The 21782-nt window shown below is 53.4% G+C and carries 25 protein-coding genes; 11 read left to right on the top strand and 14 right to left on the bottom strand.

Translation table 11 applies throughout. The features are described from left to right. Nucleotides 1-68 precede the first annotated feature (68 nt). The 6 genes from QNN88_RS17695 (at nucleotide 69) to artJ (ending at nucleotide 4582) form a co-directional block, all read left to right on the top strand. The gene (locus QNN88_RS17695; protein ID WP_414241368.1) at nucleotides 69-584 is read left to right on the top strand and encodes a lipoprotein; all 516 of its coding nucleotides are present in this window, start codon (nucleotides 69-71) and stop codon (nucleotides 582-584) included. A gap of 229 nt (nucleotides 585-813) precedes the next feature. Then, complete coding sequence (artP, locus tag QNN88_RS17690) at nucleotides 814-1542, top strand: arginine ABC transporter ATP-binding protein ArtP (protein WP_414241367.1); 729 nt, start codon at nucleotides 814-816, stop codon at nucleotides 1540-1542. Between the two features lie 16 nt (nucleotides 1543-1558). Beyond that, entirely contained in the window at nucleotides 1559-2290 is a 732-nt protein-coding gene (gene artI / locus QNN88_RS17685; protein ID WP_414241366.1) for an arginine ABC transporter substrate-binding protein ArtI, read from the top strand. 6 nt (nucleotides 2291-2296) lie between these two features. Beyond that, complete coding sequence (gene artQ / locus QNN88_RS17680; RefSeq protein WP_414241365.1) at nucleotides 2297-3013, top strand: arginine ABC transporter permease ArtQ; 717 nt, start codon at nucleotides 2297-2299, stop codon at nucleotides 3011-3013. Further along, complete coding sequence (artM, locus tag QNN88_RS17675; RefSeq protein WP_414241364.1) at nucleotides 3013-3681, top strand: arginine ABC transporter permease ArtM; 669 nt, start codon at nucleotides 3013-3015, stop codon at nucleotides 3679-3681. The genes artQ and artM overlap by 1 nt, the downstream gene beginning before the upstream one ends. Before the next feature lie 169 nt (nucleotides 3682-3850). Next, nucleotides 3851-4582, top strand: coding sequence for an arginine ABC transporter substrate-binding protein ArtJ (gene artJ, locus QNN88_RS17670; RefSeq protein WP_414241363.1), 732 nt, complete (start codon nucleotides 3851-3853; stop codon nucleotides 4580-4582). A gap of 49 nt (nucleotides 4583-4631) precedes the next feature. On the opposite strand, the gene QNN88_RS17665 is transcribed toward artJ, so the two are convergent. From QNN88_RS17665 to QNN88_RS17615, 11 genes are all read right to left on the bottom strand, one after another. Next, on the bottom strand, nucleotides 4632-5057 hold the full coding sequence (locus QNN88_RS17665) for an Sbal_3080 family lipoprotein (RefSeq protein WP_414241362.1): 426 nt from the start codon (nucleotides 5055-5057) through the stop codon (nucleotides 4632-4634). A 73-nt stretch (nucleotides 5058-5130) separates the two neighbouring features. Next, complete coding sequence (gene rlmC / locus QNN88_RS17660) at nucleotides 5131-6258, bottom strand: 23S rRNA (uracil(747)-C(5))-methyltransferase RlmC (RefSeq protein ID WP_414241361.1); 1128 nt, start codon at nucleotides 6256-6258, stop codon at nucleotides 5131-5133. Between the two features lie 40 nt (nucleotides 6259-6298). Beyond that, a complete protein-coding gene (locus QNN88_RS17655) occupies nucleotides 6299-6787 on the bottom strand; it encodes a YbjO family protein (protein ID WP_414241360.1) in 489 nt (162 codons plus the stop codon). A gap of 59 nt (nucleotides 6788-6846) precedes the next feature. Then, the gene (potI, locus tag QNN88_RS17650; protein WP_044326564.1) at nucleotides 6847-7692 is read right to left on the bottom strand and encodes a putrescine ABC transporter permease PotI; all 846 of its coding nucleotides are present in this window, start codon (nucleotides 7690-7692) and stop codon (nucleotides 6847-6849) included. Further along, nucleotides 7689-8642: a putrescine ABC transporter permease PotH gene (potH, locus tag QNN88_RS17645; RefSeq protein ID WP_414241359.1), complete on the bottom strand. Its 954-nt coding sequence runs from the start codon at nucleotides 8640-8642 to the stop codon at nucleotides 7689-7691. Before potH ends, potI begins: the two co-directional genes overlap by 4 nt. A 9-nt stretch (nucleotides 8643-8651) precedes the next feature. Continuing rightward, nucleotides 8652-9785 carry a putrescine ABC transporter ATP-binding subunit PotG gene (potG, locus tag QNN88_RS17640; RefSeq protein WP_414241358.1) on the bottom strand — a complete coding sequence of 378 codons (1134 nt, stop codon included), beginning with the start codon at nucleotides 9783-9785 and terminating at the stop codon, nucleotides 8652-8654. A gap of 97 nt (nucleotides 9786-9882) precedes the next feature. Further along, nucleotides 9883-10995 (bottom strand): spermidine/putrescine ABC transporter substrate-binding protein PotF, encoded by a 1113-nt coding sequence (gene potF, locus QNN88_RS17635; RefSeq protein ID WP_042320338.1) that lies wholly within the window; start codon nucleotides 10993-10995, stop codon nucleotides 9883-9885. 363 nt (nucleotides 10996-11358) lie between these two features. Beyond that, nucleotides 11359-11835, bottom strand: a complete 477-nt coding sequence (locus QNN88_RS17630) for a YbjN domain-containing protein (RefSeq protein WP_414241357.1) — start codon at nucleotides 11833-11835, stop codon at nucleotides 11359-11361. Nucleotides 11836-11924: 89 nt separating this feature from the next. Beyond that, a complete protein-coding gene (gene rimK, locus QNN88_RS17625; protein WP_414241356.1) occupies nucleotides 11925-12827 on the bottom strand; it encodes a 30S ribosomal protein S6--L-glutamate ligase in 903 nt (300 codons plus the stop codon). 60 nt (nucleotides 12828-12887) lie between these two features. Then, entirely contained in the window at nucleotides 12888-13610 is a 723-nt protein-coding gene (gene nfsA, locus QNN88_RS17620; protein ID WP_414241355.1) for a nitroreductase NfsA, read from the bottom strand. Then, complete coding sequence (locus QNN88_RS17615) at nucleotides 13594-13881, bottom strand: DUF1418 family protein (protein WP_414241354.1); 288 nt, start codon at nucleotides 13879-13881, stop codon at nucleotides 13594-13596. The genes nfsA and QNN88_RS17615 overlap by 17 nt, the downstream gene beginning before the upstream one ends. A 172-nt stretch (nucleotides 13882-14053) precedes the next feature. Between QNN88_RS17615 and QNN88_RS17610 the strand changes: the two genes are divergently transcribed. Continuing rightward, the gene (locus QNN88_RS17610) at nucleotides 14054-14317 is read left to right on the top strand and encodes a GrxA family glutaredoxin (protein ID WP_000495514.1); all 264 of its coding nucleotides are present in this window, start codon (nucleotides 14054-14056) and stop codon (nucleotides 14315-14317) included. A 39-nt stretch (nucleotides 14318-14356) separates the two neighbouring features. Here the strand turns inward: QNN88_RS17610 and QNN88_RS17605 are convergent, their stop codons facing one another. Continuing rightward, nucleotides 14357-14734: an inner membrane protein YbjM gene (locus QNN88_RS17605; RefSeq protein ID WP_414241353.1), complete on the bottom strand. Its 378-nt coding sequence runs from the start codon at nucleotides 14732-14734 to the stop codon at nucleotides 14357-14359. 267 nt (nucleotides 14735-15001) lie between these two features. Between QNN88_RS17605 and QNN88_RS17600 the strand changes: the two genes are divergently transcribed. Then, complete coding sequence (locus QNN88_RS17600) at nucleotides 15002-16687, top strand: aspartate:alanine antiporter (protein WP_414241352.1); 1686 nt, start codon at nucleotides 15002-15004, stop codon at nucleotides 16685-16687. A gap of 205 nt (nucleotides 16688-16892) precedes the next feature. Here QNN88_RS17600 and QNN88_RS17595 read toward each other — a convergent pair whose 3' ends face one another. Beyond that, nucleotides 16893-17432: a TetR/AcrR family transcriptional regulator gene (locus tag QNN88_RS17595; RefSeq protein ID WP_414241351.1), complete on the bottom strand. Its 540-nt coding sequence runs from the start codon at nucleotides 17430-17432 to the stop codon at nucleotides 16893-16895. Between the two features lie 81 nt (nucleotides 17433-17513). Between QNN88_RS17595 and QNN88_RS17590 the strand changes: the two genes are divergently transcribed. Together QNN88_RS17590 and QNN88_RS17585 are read left to right on the top strand one after the other, a co-directional pair. Then, nucleotides 17514-18722, top strand: coding sequence for an MFS transporter (locus tag QNN88_RS17590; protein WP_414241350.1), 1209 nt, complete (start codon nucleotides 17514-17516; stop codon nucleotides 18720-18722). After that, nucleotides 18723-19535, top strand: a complete 813-nt coding sequence (locus QNN88_RS17585) for a Cof-type HAD-IIB family hydrolase (RefSeq protein WP_414241349.1) — start codon at nucleotides 18723-18725, stop codon at nucleotides 19533-19535. Nucleotides 19536-19631: 96 nt separating this feature from the next. On the opposite strand, the gene QNN88_RS17580 is transcribed toward QNN88_RS17585, so the two are convergent. Further along, on the bottom strand, nucleotides 19632-20864 hold the full coding sequence (locus QNN88_RS17580; protein WP_414241348.1) for an MFS transporter: 1233 nt from the start codon (nucleotides 20862-20864) through the stop codon (nucleotides 19632-19634). 294 nt (nucleotides 20865-21158) lie between these two features. Here QNN88_RS17580 and ybjG point away from each other — a divergent pair, with 294 nt between their 5' ends. Continuing rightward, a complete protein-coding gene (gene ybjG / locus QNN88_RS17575; protein WP_414241347.1) occupies nucleotides 21159-21767 on the top strand; it encodes an undecaprenyl-diphosphate phosphatase in 609 nt (202 codons plus the stop codon). Nucleotides 21768-21782: the final 15 nt, after the last annotated feature.

Genomic DNA, 21782 nt, shown 5'->3' with positions numbered 1-21782 from the left:
ATAATTGATTATCGTAGATGACTGTTATCTTAGAAGACTCATGGCAGAACGCTTATAAGGAAATCACTATGCGCTATTCGAAACTCTCCCTGCTCATCCCTTGCGCGCTGCTGCTCAGCGCCTGCACCACCGTTACGCCCGCATATAAAGACAACGGTCCGCGTGCGGGAGCCTGTGTGGATGGTGGGCCGGACAGTGTGGCTCAACAATTTTATGACTATCGTATCCAGAACCGCAGTAATGACATCACCGCCCTGCGCCCTTATCTGAGCGACAGCCTGGCGAAACTGCTGTCGGATGCCAGTCGTGACAGTGCGCATCGTCAACTGATGAGCAGCGATCCGTTCTCCAGTCGGACAACACCGCCGGACAGCGCCAGCGTCGCCAGCGCCTCGACCATTCCGAATAGTGATGCACGAAACATCCCGCTACGCGTTGCGTTGAAACAGGGCGATCAGAACTGGCAGGATGAAGTGCTGATGATCCGTGAAGGCCAGTGCTGGGTCGTTGACGATGTTCGCTATCTCGGCGGCAGCGTGCATGCCCCGGCCGGTACGCTTCGTCAGTCGGTTGAAAACCGTTAATCTCTCCGCTTAAACGCGCTAAAAATTGTAACCCCCGTAAATTGTCCGGCATTCTGCATGGAATGCCGACAATTGTTCTTGTCGCCCTTTCCCCTCGCTATTTTGTGCTATGTTTAAGGGGAAATGCGCGCTATATTTAACTTTTAAAGCATAAATATTGCATAACTATTCTGTCAAAGGTACTATCTGCGGCTTCAATAGCTATCAGACGGCCAGTATACGAGTATCAATGAGTATTCAATTAAACGGCATTAACTGCTTCTACGGCGCGCATCAGGCGCTGTTCGATATCACGCTGGATTGCCCGCAGGGTGAAACGCTGGTGTTACTGGGCCCAAGCGGGGCCGGTAAAAGCTCACTGCTGCGGGTACTCAATCTGCTTGAGATGCCGCGTTCCGGTACGCTCAGCATTGCGGGAAACCATTTCGACTTCCGCAAAGCGCCGTCAGATAAAGCGATTCGCGACCTGCGTCAGAATGTCGGCATGGTCTTTCAGCAGTACAATCTCTGGCCGCACCTTACCGTGCAACAAAACCTGATTGAAGCCCCCTGCCGCGTGCTGGGTCTGTCGAAAGATCAGGCGTTAGCGCGCGCCGAAAAGCTGCTGGATCGCCTGCGTCTGAAGCCGTACAGCGATCGTTATCCGCTGCATCTTTCCGGTGGGCAGCAACAGCGTGTGGCCATTGCCCGCGCGCTGATGATGGAACCGCAGGTTCTGCTGTTTGATGAGCCTACCGCCGCGCTGGACCCGGAAATTACCGCGCAGATCGTCAGCATCATTCGTGAGCTGGCGGAAACGAACATTACACAAGTGATCGTGACGCACGAAGTGGAAGTGGCGCGCAAAACCGCCAGCCGCGTGGTGTATATGGAAAATGGTCATATCGTCGAGCAGGGTAATGCGAGTTGCTTTACCGACCCGCAGACCGAAGCATTTAAAAACTATCTCTCTCACTAAGATTCGGGACAACACAATGAAAAAAGTTCTGATTGCCGCGCTTATCGCAGGCTTTAGCCTTTCCGCTACAGCAGCCCAGACCCTTCGTTTTGCGACCGAAGCGTCCTATCCTCCTTTTGAATCGATGGACGCGAATAACAAAATTGTCGGCTTTGATGTCGATCTGGCCAATGCGCTGTGTAAAGAGATTGACGCCACTTGCACCTTCACCAACCAGGCGTTTGACAGCCTGATCCCGAGCCTGAAATTCCGTCGTTTTGATGCGGTCATGGCCGGGATGGACATCACCCCAGAGCGTGAAAAACAGGTACTTTTCACCACGCCTTACTATGACAACTCCGCGCTGTTCATTGGTCAGCAGGGGAAATTCACCGGCGTTGATCAGCTGAAAGGCAAGAAAGTGGGCGTGCAGAACGGCACCACTCACCAGAAATTCATCATGGATAAACACCCGGAAATCACTACCGTTCCGTATGACAGCTACCAGAATGCCAAACTGGATCTGCAAAATGGCCGCATCGACGGTGTATTCGGTGATACGGCTGTGGTCACTGAGTGGCTGAAAGACAATCCGAAACTGGCGCCGGTTGGCGACAAAGTGACGGATAAAGATTACTTCGGCACCGGTCTGGGCATCGCCGTACGCCAGGGCAATACGGAACTGCAGCAGAAATTCAATGCTGCGCTGGAAAAAGTGAAAAAAGATGGGACTTACGAAACCATCTATAACAAATGGTTCCAGAAGTAAGCCTTGATGAACGAATTTTTCCCCCTTGCAAGCGCCGCCGGGATGACCGTCGGCCTTGCCGTTTGTGCACTGATCCTCGGACTGGCGCTGGCAATGCTGTTCGCCGTCTGGGAGTCAGTGAAGTTTCGTCCTGTGGCGTGGACGGGGTCCGCGCTGGTCACCATTTTACGCGGCCTGCCGGAAATTCTGGTGGTGCTGTTTATCTATTTCGGCTCCTCTCAACTGCTGCTGATGCTCTCGGATGGCTTTACAATCAATCTGGGCGTCGTGCAGATTCCGGTACGAATGGAGATCGAAAACTTCGACGTCAGCCCGTTCCTGTGTGGTGTGATTGCGCTCTCGCTGCTTTACGCGGCCTATGCGTCGCAAACCCTGCGCGGCGCGCTGAAAGCCGTCCCGCTGGGTCAGTGGGAATCCGGCCAGGCGTTGGGACTGTCGAAGACCGCGATTTTCTTCCGGCTGGTGATGCCGCAAATGTGGCGTCACGCGCTGCCGGGGCTCGGCAACCAGTGGCTGGTATTGCTGAAAGATACCGCGCTGGTGAGCCTTATCAGCGTCAATGACCTGATGCTACAAACCAAGAGCATTGCCACGCGAACTCAGGAGCCGTTTAACTGGTACATCATCGCGGCAGCGATCTACCTGGTGATTACGCTGGTGAGCCAGTACATTCTCAAACGCATTGACCTGCGCGCGACACGTTTTGAGCGGAGACCAGGCTGATGTTTGAGTATTTACCTGAACTGCTAAAAGGGCTGCATACCAGCCTGACGCTTACGGTGGCGTCTATCGTCGTCGCCCTGATTCTGTCGCTCATTTTTACTATCGTGCTGACGCTGAAAACGCCGGTGGTAGTCTGGCTGGTTCGCGGCTATATCACGCTGTTTACCGGTACGCCGCTGCTGGTACAGATCTTCTTGATCTACTACGGTCCGGGGCAGTTTCCCTCTCTGCAGGAATATCCGGTTCTGTGGCACCTGCTGTCAGAACCCTGGTTATGTGCGCTGATCGCACTATCGTTGAACAGCGCAGCTTATACCACGCAGTTGTTCTACGGGGCGATTCGCGCGATTCCGGAAGGCCAGTGGCAGTCCTGCGGTGCGCTGGGGATGAGCAAGAAAGATACGCTGGCGATCCTGTTGCCGTATGCCCTGAAACGCGCCCTCTCCTCGTATTCCAACGAAGTCGTGCTGGTGTTTAAGAGTACGTCTCTGGCGTATACCATCACCCTGATGGAAGTGATGGGCTACAGCCAACTGCTGTACGGTCGCACTTACGATGTGATGGTGTTCGGCGCAGCGGGTGTCATCTACCTGATCGTCAACGGTCTGTTGACGTTAATGATGCGCCTGATTGAAAGCAAAGCGCTGGCCTTTGAACGTCGCAATTAAGCACTTTATTGCATAAATCAGTATCACCATGACGGACAAGCCTCTAACTTGTCCGTCTTTTTTTATTTGATAAAAAATAGTTAATCATTTTTATTGCATATAAATTCAATTGCTGGCATTGTAAATCTATGCCGCAGAAACGGCGCCTCATCACAACGGGAGTCCAACCATGAAAAAGTTAGTTCTGGCCACATTACTTGCCTCTTTCACCTTCGGTGCTGCTGCCGCAGAAAAAATCAGCTTCGGCGTTTCTGCGACCTATCCACCGTTCGAATCTATGGATGCGAATAACCAAATCGTCGGCTTCGACCTCGATCTGGCAAAAGCCTTGTGCAAACAAATGCAGGCAGAATGCACTTTCACCAACCATGCGTTTGACAGCCTGATCCCGGCACTCAAATTCAAAAAATATGATGCGGTCATTTCCGGTATGGATATCACGCCGGAACGGAGCAAACAGGTGGCGTTTACGACCCCCTACTATGCCAACTCGGCGCTGGTGATTTCGAAGAAAGATACCTACAAAACCTTTGCCGATCTGAAAGGTAAACGTATCGGGATGGAAAATGGTACCACTCACCAGAAATACTTGCAGGACAAGCACCCGGAAGTGAAAACCGTGGCCTATGACAGCTATCAGAATGCGTTTATCGACCTGAAAAATGGCCGTATTGATGGCGTGTTCGGCGACACTGCCGTGGTCAATGAGTGGCTGAAAACCAACCCTCAGTTGGGTGTGGCGACTGAAAAAGTTACCGATCCGCAGTACTTCGGCACCGGGCTTGGCATTGCCGTTCGCCCGGACAATAAAGTACTGCTGGATAAACTGAACGCTGCGCTGGCGGCGATCAAAGCTGATGGTACGTACCAAAAAATCAACGACCAGTGGTTCCCGCAGTAATCTTAATGAATATGGCCCGCAAATGCGGGCCATATTGGTAGTAAAAGCGTCAGTTTGTACCCACTAAACGATCAATAACGGGGTTAATTTTATATTCTGTTCCCCGCCACTTCATTAATGATAATCCCCCTCCTGCCCGCAGATGAAAATTCGCTGAAGCAATCATCACCCCATCACGATTGATCGTAAAATCAGCCGAAGAAAGATACGGCACCACATCCCATGTGCGGTACGCTGTGTAATTCATAATATAGTGACAATTATCGGGTCGTTCAGTGGAAAAGACTTCAGAACGAATTTGATGATACTGAAGCCGTTGTTGAACAACCGAGAGTAAGTCACTCACCTTCACTGCATCATTTTTTTGAATACAAATACGATCGATCAGTTCAGTCTTCGGTAATGGCGTGACTTTAACTGACGTACAACCTGCCAGGCCGAGTGCTACCATCGGCAAAAGAATTATTTTATTCATCGTTGAGTTCATTAAGAAATATGGCCGGGAAGTATGCCACTCCCTCTCCCATTAAATATTGATGTCACTACGCTTAAATTCGAATTAGTAATGTCAGCACTTCATAATGTGCCGTATGCGGGAACATATCGAAAAGCTGAACCCGTTCGATGCGATAGCCCGGCAACGCGGCAATATCTTTTGCCATCGTCTGCGCATTACAGCTGGAATAGAGAATAAATTGCGGCGCCATCCGGCTGAGGTAATCACACAGCGGTTTTCCGATACCGCGGCGCGGCGGATTCACCAGCACCAGCTCCGGCGCTGCGCCTTGCTGAGTGGCAAACTGCGTGGAATCCAGCGCCTGAAAATGAAGATGGGTTAAGCCCAGTTCTTGCGCGGACTGCTTCGCGCAGGCAATGGCTTCCGGGGCAATTTCAATTCCGGTTAACTGCATCTGCGGTGTGGCGCAGTGCAACCCAAAACCGCCGACGCCGCAGAACAGATCCCACATGTGGTTTACCGGCAATTGTCGCACCCAGTCACGCGCGGTGGCATACAACTGGCTTGCCACCGCCGGGTTGGTCTGGAAGAAGCTTTGTGGGCGGATCCACAGCGGCACATCGTTAAACCGCTCAGCCAGCGCCTGCTGTTCAGTCAGGAAGATTTCCGTCTCCCCTTCCATAATCGCCATATGCACCGGCTGGAGATTGACGCTAATGACCTTCAGTTGCGGCAGTTGCGCCTGTAATTCTGGCAGCGCAGCACGTAATTGCGCCATTTTATTGTCGGAGCGCAGAACGAAACGCAGCATCATACCGCCATTAAACTGACTTTCTGTCAGCAAAATGTACTTCAGCTCGCCACGCTTGCGCGCCACGTTATAGGGCGTTAACCCGGCACGGGCGATAAACGGTTTTAGCGCAGCAAACACCGGCGCAAATGAGGCGGGATAGAGCGGACAATCGCACAAATCTTCCGGCGTTCCGTCGCGATGCAGCATCCCCAGCAGGGGTTTCTCGACACTGCCGCTAACGACCATTTTCGCTTTATTGCGAAACGCCTGCTCCGGGCCGCTGACCGGCGCGCACCACTCCCCGACTGGAAAACCGGCAAGCAGATTTTGCAGATCGGCGGTTTTGGTGGTGAGTTGCTCGCCAACGGGCTGCGTTACCCACTGACAGGAATGACAACGACCGGCGTCATAGAGTGCGCACTGCATACGAAAACCTTTATCTGAACAGGGGCGAGGATTATACACATTATTGTAAACGGAAGAAGCGACGACTGGCCGCGGGCACAAACAGTAATAGCAGCACCAGCATATCGGGCAGTTTTTGCATCACCAGCGTACGCAGAATCTCCCGCTTTGACTCACCGGCAATGCTGAACAGCTCTGGATAGCCGTAGCCCAGCGAGGCCGCCCACAAATAGCCAGCGGCAATCACCTGCGTGAGCAGATACACCCAGCGCGCCCAGTTCCGCCCTTTCACCAGTGAAAACGCACACCAGATTTCAATAAACACCAGCACCAGGCTGCCGAGAAAAACCAGCGTTAAATTCCATGTCTGCACGCTGCGATGAATAAACTCAGCCAGTCCGCGAACGCCGAGGGTGTTGAAGATCATTAGCAGGTCGAGCCCACGGATCATAATAATGGCGAGCGCCGCCACCTGCACCAGCGTGGGCACATTCAGGCGGGCATGTGATGAGGATGTTTTTTTAAAAAATCCCAACGAATCGTCTTCCATGAAAACAATGCCGCGACGAGCGCGGCATTGTGTAGCCAGGTTGGCAGATTTTAGTGTCTTCAGTCGCGTCTTGCACGCTGGATATCGCGGATACGCTGTTTTTCGGTACGTGCCATCAGATACCAGGCGATAAATCCGACAATTCCGACCACGCCGAGGATCAGCGTCGCCAGGGCGTTGATTTCCGGGTTAACGCCCATCCGCACGCTGGAAAAGACCAGCATCGGCAATGTGGTCGCGCCCGGTCCGGAGACAAAGCTGGCAATGACCAAATCGTCCAGCGACAGGGTGAACGCCAGCAGCCAGCCAGAGACCACCGCCGGCATAATCATCGGTAGCGTAATCACAAAAAACACTTTTAGCGGCGTCGCTCCCAGATCCATTGCCGCTTCCTCAATGGAGCGATCCAGTTCACGCAGGCGCGAGGAGATCACCACCGCCACATAGGCCGTACAGAAGGTGACGTGAGCCAGCCAGATAGTCAGCATACCGCGATCCGACGGCCAACCGATCGCATGGCCCAGCGCAACAAACAGCAGCAGTAGCGAGAGCCCAGTGATCACATCCGGCATGACCAGCGGCGCGGTGATCATAAAGGCGAAGCCGTTCGATCCACGAAAGCGGCCAAAACGCACCATCACCACTGCGGCAATCGTGCCGAGTATGGCCGCCATCGTCGCCGCACAGGCGGCGATGGTCAGACTCAAACCCACCGCGCTCATCATTGCGCTGTCACGAAAAAGTTCGCCGTACCAGCGCGTGGACCATCCTGCCCACACCGTGACCAGTTTGGAACTGTTAAACGAGTAGATGACCAGCATCAGCATCGGCGCATAGAGAAAGGTAAACCCGAGTACCAGAATCATAATGCGCCAGGGCGAACGAATTACCGGTAAATTGTTCATCCGTGTTCCCCTCCACTTTTTTGCTGATGTTTGTGGAACCACATGATCGGGACGATCAGCAGCAGCAACATAACAATCGCGACCGCAGACGCCACCGGCCAGTCGCGGTTGTTAAAGAACTCCTGCCACAGCACGCGCCCAATCATGATGCTGTCTGGTCCGCCGAGCAGTTCCGGGATCACAAACTCGCCAACCGCCGGAATAAACACCAGCATAGAACCGGCAATAATCCCGCCTTTGGTCAGCGGGACGATCACGCTAAAGAAGGTTTTCAGCGGGCGAGCCCCCAGATCCAGCGACGCTTCCACCAGCGAATAATCAATCCGCGTCAGTGCGGTATAAATCGGCAGTACCATGAACGGCAGATAGGCGTACACAATGCCGATATACACCGCCAGATTGGTGTGCAGAATCGTCAGCGGCTGGTCGATCACTCCCAGCCACAGCAAAAAGTTATTCAGCACGCCGTTATTTTTCAGGATCCCCATCCAGGCATAAACGCGGATCAAAAATGAGGTCCATGACGGCAGGATCACCAGCAACAGCAGAATATTACGCGTTGACGGCTTGCTGTGCGCCACCGCCCACGCCAATGGATACCCCAGCAGCAGACAGCAGAGCGTCGAGATCCCCGCCACCTGTAGCGACTGCAGATAGGCATCAAAGTAGAGTGGATCGTCCGTCAGTTGCAGGAAGTTACCCAGATTAAGCGTGATCGACAGTTGCCCGTCGGCCCACTCCATCAGCTCCGTATACGGCGGGATCGCCCGCGCCATCTCCGCCAGACTGATTTTAAAGACGATCAGAAAAGGCAGCAGGAACAGCAGGATCAGCCAGACGTAAGGCAGCGCTATCACCAGCTTGCGCCCGTGTTTCATCTGCACGCGCGCCAGCCAGAACGTAAAGCCGCCCGGCTTTTCTACGCGTGCCGGAGGTTCAAGTGTACTCATCTTCGCTCCTTAAACCGTCAACACCACACAGCTGTCGGCATCCCAACACAGACGCACCTCATCGCCCCAGGTCGGCAGACCTTTGCGATAACGGTGAGCGTTTTGTAGCTGGGCACTGATCATCTGTCCGCTTTTCAGGCGAACGTGATAGATGGAGAGATCGCCAAGATAGGCAATGTGCACCACTTCGCCGACGGCGAAGTTAAAACCATCGGCAGGCGGTTCTTCGCACAGCATGATTTTTTCCGGGCGCAATGCCACGTGCACCGGCACGTTATCCACAACCGACGCATCCGGATCGACCTTCAGCGGATGCACCAGCCCCGGAGAATAGAGCACCAGGCCGTCTTCCTGGCGCTCTTTGAGCACACCCTCAAAGACATTGACCGAGCCGATAAACTCCGCGCTGTAGCGCGTGGTCGGGTGCTCGTAAATTTCTTCCGGCTCACCGATTTGCACAAACTTGCCACGGTTCATGATGGCAATACGCCCGGCCATGGTCATCGCCTCTTCTTGATCGTGCGTCACCATCACGCAGGTTGCGCCAACACGCTCAAGGATATCAACCACTTCGAGCTGCATACGGTCACGCAGCTTTTTATCCAGCGCGCCCATCGGCTCGTCGAGCAGCAAAAGTTTAGGCCGTTTTGCCAGGCTTCTCGCCAGCGCAACACGCTGACGCTGGCCGCCGGAAAGCTGATGCGGTTTGCGTTTAGCGAACTCCTGCATATGCACTAGCCCCAGCATCTCTTCGACCCGACTGGCAATTTCCGCCTTCGGCAGTTTGTCCTGCTTCAGACCAAAGGCGATATTCTGCTCCACCGTCATATGGGGAAACAGCGCATAGGACTGAAACATCATATTGATGGGCCGTAAATAAGGCGGCACCTGAGAGAGGTCAACGCCATCCAGCATGATTTGTCCGGTGGTGGGTTGTTCAAACCCCGCCAGCATGCGCAACAGCGTGGATTTCCCACAGCCTGATGCGCCCAGCAGGGCAAAGATTTCGCCTTTATAAATGGTCAGACTTACGTCGTCGACGGCGTGCTGACCATCAAAGGATTTGGTCAGGTTACGGATTTCGAGGAGCGGCGTCAGCGCTTTACGGGTTTTCGCCTGCGGGCGTGGGGTGGCATCATTCACGGGGTGCTCTCCGGCAGAAACAAATCATGGTGCAGGCGCACCAGAACGGTGCGCCTGTTGCCGGGGGCGCTTCGCTTGCCCGGCAACAGGCAAAAGGTTATTTACCGCTTTTCACCTTAGTCCAGGCACGCGTACGGACGCGGTCAATCTTCGGATCCTGAACCTTCAGGGTGAACATTTTGGCGCGCACGTCAGCCGGCGGGTAAATGCCAGGATTATCACGCACTTCTGGGCTCACCAGCGCCGTTGCCTCTTTGTTGGCATTGGCGTAGAACACGTGGTCAGAGATATGCGCAATCACGTCCGGGCGCAGCAGATAGTTGAGGAACTGATAGGCCTCGTCTTTATTTTTGGCATCTGCCGGCATCGCGAAGACATCAAAGAAGGCCATCGCCCCCTCCTTCGGAATCGAGAAGGAGATATTGACGCCATTCTTCGCCTCTTTCGCCCGGTTGGCAGCCTGCCAGACATCCCCTGCCCAGCCAATTGCTACGCAGGTATCGCCGTTAGCCAGGTCATTGATGTACTGCGAAGAGTGGAAGTAGCGAATATTTGGCCGCAGCTTGAGCAGCAGATCGGTCGCCGGTCCTGTATAGTCGTCCGCTTTGGTGCTGTTCGGATCTTTACCCAGATAGTTCAGCACGGTGGCAAACACCTCCTCCGGCGCATCGAGGAAAGAGACGCCGCAGCTCTTGAGTTTTTCAAGATTTTCCGGCTTCAGCACCAGATCCCAGCTGTTGACCGGGGCATCAGCGCCAAGCACCGCTTTCACTTTATCGACGTTGTAGCCAATACCTGTGGTCGCCCACATATACGGCATCGCGAATTTATTGTCCGGGTCGTGTTTGGCGACCAGTTTCAGCAATTCCGGATCGAGGTTTTTCCAGCCCGGCAGTTTGCTCTTATCCAGCGGCTGGAAAACGCCTGCCGTCAACTGACGTTCAAGGAAGCTCGCGGAAGGCACGACCAGATCAAAACCGGTACTGCCCGCCATCAGTTTGCCTTCAAGAACTTCGTTGGAGTCAAAAACGTCATAGACCACTTTGATGCCGGTCTCTTTTTCAAAATTAGCGACCGTATCCGGCGCAATATAGTCAGACCAGTTATAGATATGGAGTGTTTTTTGTTCCGCAGCGAGCGTGCCGGCAGAGACGGCCATCAGAGCACCCGCAACCAGACCCGATAGCCATTTTTTATTTAAGGCGGTCATAATCTCTTTCCTTATCAAAGTCCGTTAACAAACGAACCAAAAAAGTTGCACTCAATGCTATGCAAGAAACGTGCATAGTTTGTCATTCGGCAAAAACCAGGAAGAGTGGACGCTCTCCCGACCGTTATTGCTCGCTGTAATTAAGCTTCGCAAGAATAACTTTAGCCAGGGTTTCAGGCTATAGCCCAGATTAAAAAACGCCTTTTATCAATTTTTTATGCAATTTATGTCTATGTGATAAAGCGAAACAACGGGAAAGGAGGTGAATAATTCTTTAAAGAAAGGTTAAATGCAGAATAAAAGAACGTAAACCACAGCCGCTCTGGCAGCGACTGCGCTATACGCTCGTACTTCAAGTTGAAATCAGTGAAGAAAATGGTTCTCAGTGCTGCTTCTTTGCGCGTCTTCTTCAGCGGTAAACAACATCTGGTGCGCGCCAGCTTCCAGAATAACCATCGATATCTGTTCTTCGCTCTGGCGCACGAACCATTCGAACTGAGCGTAAGTCACCCCTTGCATAACGGATAAAGACTGGCAAACCACCAGCTTTGGCAGATTATCATCCTGCATATCCAGAAACGCTTTTACGGTGAGAGAACTGGCGTTGATGGCAGACAAATCCGCCGCCAGGGGCAGTAACGCCGACGGCCTCACTTCCGCCATCGCGGAAAACAGCAACGTATTGTCGACAAGATCGATTTTCGCATCGTAGATGCCGTCAAAATTTTGCATGTGAGGTAAATGCAGAGCCTGGCAGGTATCACATTCAAAAAAACTCATGCCCAGGTCGTCGAGCCATTGTCGCAACGTATCCAGAGTGGGAACGACCAATTCTGTCATAATAATGTGCTACCTCTTACGATGAAAAAATACCGGCACAGCTTACGCAAAAAGTGTTCATCATTCCACGATCATCGGCGATATTAAGACTAGCCGCCTGTTTTGAGACAAAATTCAGCCGTCGCGTGGCGCTCGATCCAGTGTATCATCCGCCCGGCGATATCGATGCCGGTCGTTTTTTCGATCCCTTCCAGACCGGGAGAGGCGTTCACTTCCATCACCAACGGGCCGCGTTCGGCGCGTAAAATATCAACACCGGCGACATCAAGCCCCATCGTCTGCGCGGCTTTTATCGCAATCTCGCGCTCACGAGGGGTAATGTTAGCAATGCAGGCCACCCCGCCACGATGCAGATTAGAGCGGAAATCGCCCTCCTTCGCCCGCCGTTCAATGGCGGCGACCACCTCGTCACCCACGACCAGACAACGAATATCGCGACCTTTGGCCTCTTTAATATATTCCTGAACCAGAATGTGGGCATTCAGTCCCCGGAAAGCATCCACGACGCTCTCGGCGGCCTGGCGGGTTTCTGCCAGTACCACGCCAATCCCCTGTGTACCTTCAACAAGTTTCACCACCAGCGGCGCGCCGCCGACCATCTCGATCAGATCGCTGGTGTCATCCGGCGAGTGCGCAATGCCGGTAATCGGGAGATCGATGCCCTGCCGCGCCAGCAATTGTAACGAACGCAGCTTATCGCGCGCGCGGGTAATCGCCACCGATTCATTCAGCGGATAGCTGCCCAGCATCTCAAACTGGCGAAGCGCGGCGGTGCCGTAAAAAGTGATCGCCGAACCGATACGCGGGATGACGGCATCAAAATGAGGCAACTTGCGCCCTTTATAGTGAATCGAGGATGCCGCCGGATTGATATTCATATAGCAGGATAGCGGATCGAGTATTTCGACCAGATGACCACGCTTCATCGCCGCTTCACGCAAGCGCTTACACGAATAGAGCGTTCCATCCCGGGACAATATGGCAATTTTCACCCTGCACCTCTCTGCGTAACCCGATCAAAATCCCGTGTATCATACACAGCGGCAGAATTTTTAGCGCGTGGCCCAGCCCTGTTTATGCAAATATTCCAGGATAAAGGGACGATTTTCCTTAATCAGCGTGCGGCGAATATGATCGCTCCACGTATCATGGCGATTGTTGCTGCCGCGGCTGAGATAATATTGCGCAAGCTGTTCGTCATAGTCAGCCAGCGCGTCTTTGTCGAGCGGCTGATAGCGGTTCTCGTGCATGACAATCGTGGCAGGCAGGCGCGGCTTCAGATCCGGGTTATCCGCCGGCCAGCCCAGACATAGCCCAAACAGCGGCAGTACATGTTTTGGCAGCGCCAGCAACTCGGTGACGGATTCGATGTTATTGCGTAGTCCACCGATATAGACACCGCCCAGCCCCAGCGATTCCGCCGCCGTCAGCGCATTTTGCGCCATCATCGCCGTATCAACGACGCCCAGCAGCAGCTGCTCTGCAAGACCGAGTTGCGCGTCCGGGCAAATCTGCAAATGGCGATTGAAGTCGGCGCAGAAAACCCAAAACTCGGCGGCCTGGGCGACGTGCTTCTGACCCCCGGTTAAGGGTACCAGCGCGTCACGTAGCGCCGGATCGGTAATACGAATAATCGATGTGCACTGCAAAAAGCTGGAGCTGGACGTTGCCTGAGCGGCCGCCAGAATTGCCTCTCGCTGTTCAGGCGTAATCGGTTGATCGGTAAAATGGCGAATCGAACGATGATGACGCAGGAGGTTAATGGTTGGAGTCATTCTCTTTTTCTCTGTCAGAACGGGATGAATCGGATGAGGGCTTCATCAACTGTGGCGCCAGCCGCTGCGCGACTTGCCAGACGAACGCCAGTGCGGCGGGGATCATCAACAGCACGCCCAAAAAAAGCATGATAATGACCGCTAACGGGCTGTTAAACGGGGCGGGAAGCGTCAGGTAGTGATTCAGCGACAGCAAAGCCAGCGCCAGAAGCACCATCCCCAACATTTCCAGAATCAATACACTTTTCGGTAACGCGCCGTTCATACGCACAGGAAGCCCTCTTTTGTGAGACATAGTGTAAGGCGTTCAGCGTGAATGTGTTTAACAGATATAGACTAAATGTATCGAAGTAAAAGGCGCAACCTACTGTTCAAGACTGGCGATTAGCGTCATCATAGCAGCCATTCGCCGTCAGGCTTTGAGTTCGAGGAGAGAGACTACAATGTTCACCGTTATTTTTGGTCGTCCGGGTTGCCCTTACTGTGTACGCGCAAAAGAACTGGCAGAGAAACTGAGCAACGAGCGCGATGATTTCAACTATCGCTACATCGACATCCATGCGGAAGGCATCACTAAAGCGGATCTGGAAAAGACCGTCGGCAAACCGGTTGAGACCGTGCCGCAGATTTTTGTTGATCAGAAACACATCGGCGGTTGCACCGATTTCGAAGCGTGGGCGAAAGAGAATCTTAACCTGTTCGCCTGAGTGCTGTGAGTCATGTAATAACGCCCTCTTCTGAGGGCGTTATTGATTTTTACGCTGCCGCGGTTTGAAAAGGCTGCTGATGAACAAAAAGCATAAAGCCCCCAAAGCACACCAGAAGACCGCGCTGAACAACCACGCCAGCTCCTGCCACAACGAGCGAGTGGGCGTAAAGAAGAGCCGCGTGAGCAGCAAACAACAAGGCGCTGCAAGCATTGCACCGAGGAGCGGTTTGATCACTTCCCGACGATGAGAGCAAAAACTGGCGACCGCGCCAGGCAGCGTAAAAAACAGAAGCCCAATTTCAGGGTGCCCGGCGGCCCGAAATGCCCCTTTCACGTTCATTGTCAGAAAAAGACAGACAACCACAAAGAGGACAAAGCAACAGACCGCGCCGACCCAACCATGTTTATATTTCAATCATTTCTCCTGACACTGTCTCTATCAAACACACTTTTCGCCAATGGCGTTCAGTCAGATAAAGCCGTTCAGCATTCCGTGCCAAAATACGCCAACACGATTCTTATAGCCGTTGATACGTAATGAGATTAAACTAGCCAGATATATTGTTGTGCTGCTTATATTCGGGGCGTGAATATGTCACAATCCCCGTCATTGATGGAAAAAACAGTAGCCCAAATTACCATTTCTTTCAACAAGTTACTCGTAAACAAGAAGTTAGTCTCCGTGAATATAAACGTCGCTGATTTGTTAAATGGGAATTACATCCTGTTATTATTTGTTGTACTGGCTCTTGGCCTGTGTCTCGGTAAATTGCGTCTTGGTTCTGTCCAACTGGGTAATTCCATTGGCGTTTTAGTCGTCTCACTCTTATTAGGGCAACAGCATTTTAGTATTAACACTGACGCGCTGAATTTGGGCTTTATGCTGTTTATTTTTTGTGTCGGCGTTGAAGCGGGTCCTAACTTTTTTTCCATTTTTTTTCGGGACGGGAAAAATTACCTGATGCTGGCTCTGGTGATGGTCGGCAGCGCGCTGCTGATCGCCCTGGGGCTGGGTAAGCTATTTGGCTGGGACATCGGCCTGACGGCCGGTATGCTGGCGGGTTCAATGACGTCCACCCCGGTTCTGGTTGGTGCTGGCGACACGCTACGCCATTTCGGGATGGAGGGCGCACAGCTTTCCCGGGCGCTGGATAACCTGAGCCTGGGCTACGCGCTGACCTACCTGATCGGTCTGGTTAGTTTGATCGTCGGCGCACGCTATCTGCCTAAATTACAGCATCAGGATCTGCAAACCAGCGCCCAGCAAATCGCCCGTGAACGCGGTCTGGACACCGACACCAACCGGAAGGTGTACCTGCCGGTCATTCGCGCATACCGCGTTGGCCCTGAACTGGTGGCCTGGACCGACGGGAAAAACCTGCGTGAGCTCGGCATTTACCGCGCGACCGGCTGCTACATTGAACGCATCCGTCGCAATGGTATCCTCGCAAATCCGGACGGTGACGCGGTATTGCAGATGGGCGACGAGATTGCGCTCGTCGGCTATCCGGATGCCCACGCCCGTCTTGACCCCAGCTTTCGTAACGGCAAAGAAGTCTTCGATCGGGACCTGCTCGATATGCGGATCGTCACCGAAGAGATCGTGGTGAAAAATCACAATGCCGTGGGACGCCGTCTTGCCCAACTAAAGCTCACCGATCACGGCTGTTTCCTGAACCGCGTGATTCGCTCGCAGATTGAAATGCCGATTGATGACAACGTGGTGCTCAATAAAGGCGACGTATTGCAGGTCAGCGGCGACGCGCGTCGTGTGAAAACCATCGCCGACCGCATCGGCTTTATTTCGATTCACAGCCAGGTGACCGATCTGCTGGCCTTCTGTGCGTTCTTCATTATTGGTCTGATGATCGGCATGATCACCTTCCAGTTCAGTAACTTCAGCTTTGGCATTGGTAATGCGGCTGGGCTGTTATTCGCCGGGATCATGTTGGGCTTCTTGCGCGCTAACCATCCAACGTTTGGTTATATCCCGCAGGGTGCACTGAATATGGTGAAAGAGTTCGGTCTGATGGTCTTTATGGCAGGTGTTGGCCTGAGCGCGGGTAGCGGCATCGGTCACGGTCTGGGCGCGATTGGTGGGCAAATGCTGATCGCCGGACTGGTCGTCAGCCTGGTGCCGGTAATCATTTGCTTCCTGTTCGGCGCCTATGTTCTGCGCATGAACCGGGCACTCCTTTTTGGCGCCATGATGGGCGCACGGACCTGCGCACCGGCAATGGAAATTATCAGCGATACCGCACGCAGCAACATCCCGGCGCTCGGTTACGCAGGCACCTACGCAATAGCCAACGTGCTGCTGACGCTGGCGGGGACACTTATCATCATCATCTGGCCAGGCTTAGGATAAAACTGAAGTTAGCCCTTAAGTGAAAATTTTTTGCAAATACACAGAACTTTTCCTCAAGGCGTCAGTCATAACTATTGCCACTGCTTTTCTTTGATGTCCCCAATTTGTGGAGCCCATCAACCCCGCCGTTTTGGTTCAAGGTTGATGGGTTTTTTGTTGCCTGAAAACAGGTATTACACCCGCGAAGAACCGGATAACTCTCCCTTTACCCGGCAATGCGTTTCACTATTTGCAGGATCTCTTCACGCGTCATCGGCGTCCGGTCGGTGACAAAATGTAGCGTCATCCCTTCAATAAAGGCGTCCAGTGCACGTGCGGTAATAGGATCAAACCACTGCTCAAGCGTTCTCTGGCTGGTTTGCATCCAGTCCTGCATCACACTTCTTAGCGTCGGTTTTCGATTCATCATCGCGTACAGCTGATACATCAGCTCCATATTACGCGGCGTCGTCACTTCTGAACTGTAAATGAGGGTGGTGATCGATTCGCAGGCCATTTCCGGTCCGGTCACCCCGGCAAAAAAATCACGATATTGCTGCGCCATATCGCACGTAAAACGCGTGAACGCCTCTTCAATCAACGAGTCCATACCCTCGAAGTAATACGTCATGGATCCCAGGGGAACCCCTGCACAGCTGGCGATTTTACGATGCGTTACAGCACTGATCCCATGCTCAGCAATTGTCTCCAGAGCGGCCTGAAGTATCCTTTCCCGACGCTGCGGATCGTTTGGTCGTCTGCTCATAAATTCCCCTTCCTATTTATGTACAAATGTACACAAACTTGCTAGTGTTGTCGCTATTGTTGTACTTCTGGTGCTTCCCTGATGACATTGACTTCCTCACGCAAAGCCTTGCAACGTCGTACCTGGGCGCTGTTTATGTTCTTTTTTATACCCGGTCTGCTAATGGCGTCCTGGGCCACGCGAACGCCTGCTATTCGGGACACGTTGTCTGTTTCGACGGCAGAGATGGGCGCAGTGCTGTTTGGACTTTCCATCGGCTCGATGAGCGGCATCCTTTGTTCTGCCTGGCTGGTGAAACGATTTGGCACGCGAAAAGTGATTCGCACCACGATGTCCTGCGCGGTGGCAGGAATGCTGGTGTTGAGTCTGGCGTTATGGCTAACGTCTCCCGTTCTGTTTGCCCTGGGTTTAGGCGTGTTCGGGGCCAGCTTTGGCTCTGCTGAAGTGGCGATAAATGTCGAAGGCGCCGCCGTAGAACGTGAACTGAACAAAACCGTACTGCCGATGATGCACGGTTTTTACAGTTTCGGCACCCTTGCAGGGGCTGGTGTTGGGATGGCGCTTACCGCTTTTGGCGTCGCAGCAACCACACATATTGTGCTGGCCTCGCTGGTGGCGATTGCGCCGATATTTATTGCGATCAAAGCGATCCCTGACGGTACAGGAAAAAACGCCCGCGACGGTTCTCATCACGAAGAGAAAGGCGTCCCCTTCTGGCGTGATATCCAGTTGCTGCTGATTGGCGTTGTCGTGCTGGCGATGGCGTTTGCCGAAGGCTCCGCTAACGACTGGTTGCCGCTGCTGATGGTTGACGGTCATGGGTTTAGCCCGACATCCGGCTCCCTGATTTATGCGGGCTTTACGCTCGGGATGACCGTGGGGCGCTTTACCGGCGGCTGGTTTATTGACCGTTACAGCCGTGTGGCGGTGGTACGGGCCAGCGCCCTGATGGGTGCACTCGGTATTGGTCTGATTATTTTCGTCGACAGCGCCTGGGTGGCGGGCGTCTCTGTCGTGTTGTGGGGCCTGGGGGCATCGCTCGGCTTCCCGTTAACCATTTCAGCCGCCAGCGACACTGGCCCGGATGCACCGACGCGTGTCAGCGTCGTAGCCACCACCGGTTATCTGGCGTTTCTCGTTGGCCCTCCGCTGCTGGGTTACCTCGGTGAGCACTACGGCTTACGCAGCGCCATGCTGGTGGTGCTGGCGCTGGTGCTGCTGGCAGCCGTTGTCGCCAGAGCCGTTGCCAAACCAAATTCAACTACGCAATCTGCGATGGAGAAGGGATAAATGAGTATTAAGTTAATTGCAGTCGATATGGATGGCACCTTTCTGAGCGATCAAAAGACCTACAATCGCGAACGCTTTCTGGCGCAGTATCAGCAAATGAAGGCACAGGGCATTCGTTTTGCCGTTGCCAGCGGCAACCAGTATTACCAGCTCATCTCTTTCTTTCCTGAGATTGCCCATGAAATCTCATTCGTTGCCGAAAACGGTGGTTGGGTGGTAAGCGAAGGTGAGGATATCTTCAATGGCGATCTGCCGAAGTCGGACTTTACCGCCATTGTCGATCATTTGTTGGCACGCGCCGATGTAGAGATCATTGCCTGCGGCAAAAACAGCGCTTATACCCTGAAAGAATATAACGACGAGATGAAAGCCACTGCAGGCATGTATTACCACCGCCTTGAGATCGTGGATAACTTTAACAACATCAATGATGTGTTTTTCAAATTTGGCCTGAACATCTCTGACGATCGGATCCCGGATGTTCAGCAAGCGCTGCACGACGCCATTGGCGATATCATGGTGCCTGTTCACACCGGCTATGGCAGCATTGATCTCATTATCCCCGGCGTGCATAAAGCAAACGGACTGCGCCTGCTCCAGCAACGTTGGGGGATTGACGATAGTGAAGTCGTGGTGTTTGGTGATGGCGGAAATGATATTGAAATGTTGCGCCAGGCGGGCTTCAGTTTTGCAATGGAAAATGCGGCGGATGCGATTGCGAAGGCCGCGAAATACCGTGCGGGCTCGAACAATAAAGAAGGTGTGCTGGACATCATTGATTGCGTCCTGAAGCACGAAGCGCCGTTTAATTAACAACGACTCGCGTCATTCAGCAGGCTAAGGTATTTACACCGCCATCCGGCTTTATTGCCTGATGGCGGTGCGCTTAGCGGACCAACAATGTCGCCATTACCCTTCCCGCGTATTGCCGACCCGCTTATCTTTCAGGAATATGATCATCAGCAGCAGCCACAAAATGCCGCTCGCCAGATTAAACAAACTGAACAGCCCATTCCCGCCGAGCAGATAAGCATGCTTACTCAGCTCAATCCCAACGGTAAAGATCAGCATTTGCAGCATTCCCATCGCCGCAGAGACCGTGCCTTTACTCATGTCGCTGGCAAACAGCGTCAGGCGCACCAGTCCGGCGTTGGCCACACCGATGCCAAAGGCGTAAACGCTCAGCCCCGCCGTCATCCACAGATACGCATGGGACGAGACGACGGTGGCCGCCGCGGCGATGAGCAGTCCCAGCACAATCGGCCAGCCGCCCATGATGATGAGCGAGCGTACCGTGCGCCTCGACGTCAGGCGTGCCAGCACAAGGTTGCCGGCAATTAACGCGCCGAAAATCGGCACCTGAAGCAGGCCATACTCATAGCTACTCAACTGCTCGCCGCTAATGATAATAATCGGTGACTGAGCAATCCAGGCCAGCAGCGGCAGGCTGACGAACCCCAGCGCCAACGCCCCGGCGACAAAACGCCCATTTTTCAGAACCTGCCTGTAGTCGCTACCCAGCGCCTTAAGGGACAGCGGTTCGCCGATCCGCGTGGCGGTCTCCGGCATCGCTCGCTGCAGGCCAAAGAACGCGATTGCCGCCAGTGCCGCAAACATGACAAACATGCCTTCCCACGGCAGGACATGCACCCATGCCGCCCCAACCAGCGGTCCCAACAGAGGTGCTATCAGCGCGACGTTCGCCATCAGAGCAGTGATTTTGATACACACCGCCTCCTCGAAGGATTCCTGAATGGCCGCATAACCTACCGCGCCAATAAAGCACAGGCTAATGCCCTGTAAAAAGCGCAACAGCGTAAATTGTTCAATATTTTGCGCCAGCAGCGTCGCCAGGCAGGTGACAATAAACCACACCACGCCCGCTAACATCACCGGACGACGACCAATACGATCCGACAGCGGTCCTAACAACCATTGCAAAAACATGCCGCCTGCCAGATAAGCGGTCATGGAGGTGGGCACCCAGTCTATCCCCGCCTGATACTGCTCCACCACCGCCAGCATGCCGGGTTGGATCATATCGTTGCCAATGTAGGTGGAGAATTCGTAGAGCACCAGACAGAGAGGGAAAAGCAGCGCCTGACGTCCAAGACGGGCACCTTGTTGTAAACGGTTTTGCATGCAATCTCTTCGACAATAAAAAATCGCGCAAAGTGTAATGAAAGTGCCTCACCTGAGATAGTGAATTATGCGTGGTAAAAGCAAAATGCGCACATTTTTACCCACACTTACAAACCGGCCCTGTGTTTAAGGTTAATCTAAGTTAAGGCGGTTACTCTGAGTGAAAAAGTTCAGGCGGTGTCTGAAACACCTTCATTTTACAGGTAAATAAGATAATCCCTCTTTACCCTGTGGACAGACACTTTTACTCTCAGCCTGCCTGGAAATTCATTAAACGTACTGAGTCTGAATGCTATGCTGGAAAATATTAACTATTCGCTGTTCTACTTAATCAATGCCACGCCGGACTCGGCATCGTGGATGATTTCCCTCGCCATTTTTATCGCCAGAGATCTCATCAATATCGTCCCGCTGTTAGCCGTTGTTCTCTGGCTGTGGGGACCGCGTGAACAGGTTTGCGCGCAGCGGCAGATGATCGTCAAAATGTCGATGGCACTGGTGGTCAGCCTGCTGGTGTCATGGGTAATGGGACATCTGTTCCCGCACGATCGTCCGTTTGCCGATCACATTGGCTACAATTTTCTCCAGCATGCGGCAGATGACTCGTTCCCCAGCGATCACGGCACGGTGATATTTACCTTCGCGCTGGCGTTTTTGTTCTGGCATCGTCTCTGGTCCGGCGTGCTGTTGATGGCGCTGGCCGTCACTATCGCCTGGTCCCGGGTCTATCTTGGCGTGCACTGGCCGCTCGACATGCTCGGCGGACTGCTGGCGGGAATGATCGGCTGCCTGAGCGCGCAGATGATCTGGCAAAAATTCGGTCCGGCCCTCTATCGTGGCCTGCAACACTGTTACCGCATCTGCTTCGCCCTGCCGATTCGTAAAGGCTGGGTGCGTGACTAGACGAAGGAAAAAAGA

It is taken from the genome of Citrobacter sp. ANG330, from assembly GCF_047467925.1.
Classification (GTDB): domain Bacteria; phylum Pseudomonadota; class Gammaproteobacteria; order Enterobacterales; family Enterobacteriaceae; genus Citrobacter_A; species Citrobacter_A amalonaticus_G.
This window is presented reverse-complemented; position numbering and strand designations above follow the sequence as displayed.

Coding starts and splice junctions, on each gene's coding strand:
- rlmC (WP_414241361.1), bottom strand. CDS start 6,258: ATGCAGTGCGCACTCTATGACGCCGGTCGTTGTCATTCCTGTCAGTGG.
- potF (WP_042320338.1), bottom strand. CDS start 10,995: ATGACCGCCTTAAATAAAAAATGGCTATCGGGTCTGGTTGCGGGTGCT.
- QNN88_RS17595 (WP_414241351.1), bottom strand. CDS start 17,432: ATGAGCAGACGACCAAACGATCCGCAGCGTCGGGAAAGGATACTTCAG.
- QNN88_RS17630 (WP_414241357.1), bottom strand. CDS start 11,835: ATGACAGAATTGGTCGTTCCCACTCTGGATACGTTGCGACAATGGCTC.
- QNN88_RS17590 (WP_414241350.1), top strand. CDS start 17,514: ATGACATTGACTTCCTCACGCAAAGCCTTGCAACGTCGTACCTGGGCG.
- artM (WP_414241364.1), top strand. CDS start 3,013: ATGTTTGAGTATTTACCTGAACTGCTAAAAGGGCTGCATACCAGCCTG.
- QNN88_RS17585 (WP_414241349.1), top strand. CDS start 18,723: ATGAGTATTAAGTTAATTGCAGTCGATATGGATGGCACCTTTCTGAGC.
- artQ (WP_414241365.1), top strand. CDS start 2,297: ATGAACGAATTTTTCCCCCTTGCAAGCGCCGCCGGGATGACCGTCGGC.
- QNN88_RS17655 (WP_414241360.1), bottom strand. CDS start 6,787: ATGGAAGACGATTCGTTGGGATTTTTTAAAAAAACATCCTCATCACAT.
- QNN88_RS17610 (WP_000495514.1), top strand. CDS start 14,054: ATGTTCACCGTTATTTTTGGTCGTCCGGGTTGCCCTTACTGTGTACGC.
- ybjG (WP_414241347.1), top strand. CDS start 21,159: ATGCTGGAAAATATTAACTATTCGCTGTTCTACTTAATCAATGCCACG.
- QNN88_RS17580 (WP_414241348.1), bottom strand. CDS start 20,864: ATGCAAAACCGTTTACAACAAGGTGCCCGTCTTGGACGTCAGGCGCTG.
- potI (WP_044326564.1), bottom strand. CDS start 7,692: ATGAACAATTTACCGGTAATTCGTTCGCCCTGGCGCATTATGATTCTG.
- artP (WP_414241367.1), top strand. CDS start 814: ATGAGTATTCAATTAAACGGCATTAACTGCTTCTACGGCGCGCATCAG.
- artJ (WP_414241363.1), top strand. CDS start 3,851: ATGAAAAAGTTAGTTCTGGCCACATTACTTGCCTCTTTCACCTTCGGT.
- QNN88_RS17695 (WP_414241368.1), top strand. CDS start 69: ATGCGCTATTCGAAACTCTCCCTGCTCATCCCTTGCGCGCTGCTGCTC.
- nfsA (WP_414241355.1), bottom strand. CDS start 13,610: ATGACTCCAACCATTAACCTCCTGCGTCATCATCGTTCGATTCGCCAT.
- QNN88_RS17665 (WP_414241362.1), bottom strand. CDS start 5,057: ATGAATAAAATAATTCTTTTGCCGATGGTAGCACTCGGCCTGGCAGGT.
- potH (WP_414241359.1), bottom strand. CDS start 8,642: ATGAGTACACTTGAACCTCCGGCACGCGTAGAAAAGCCGGGCGGCTTT.
- artI (WP_414241366.1), top strand. CDS start 1,559: ATGAAAAAAGTTCTGATTGCCGCGCTTATCGCAGGCTTTAGCCTTTCC.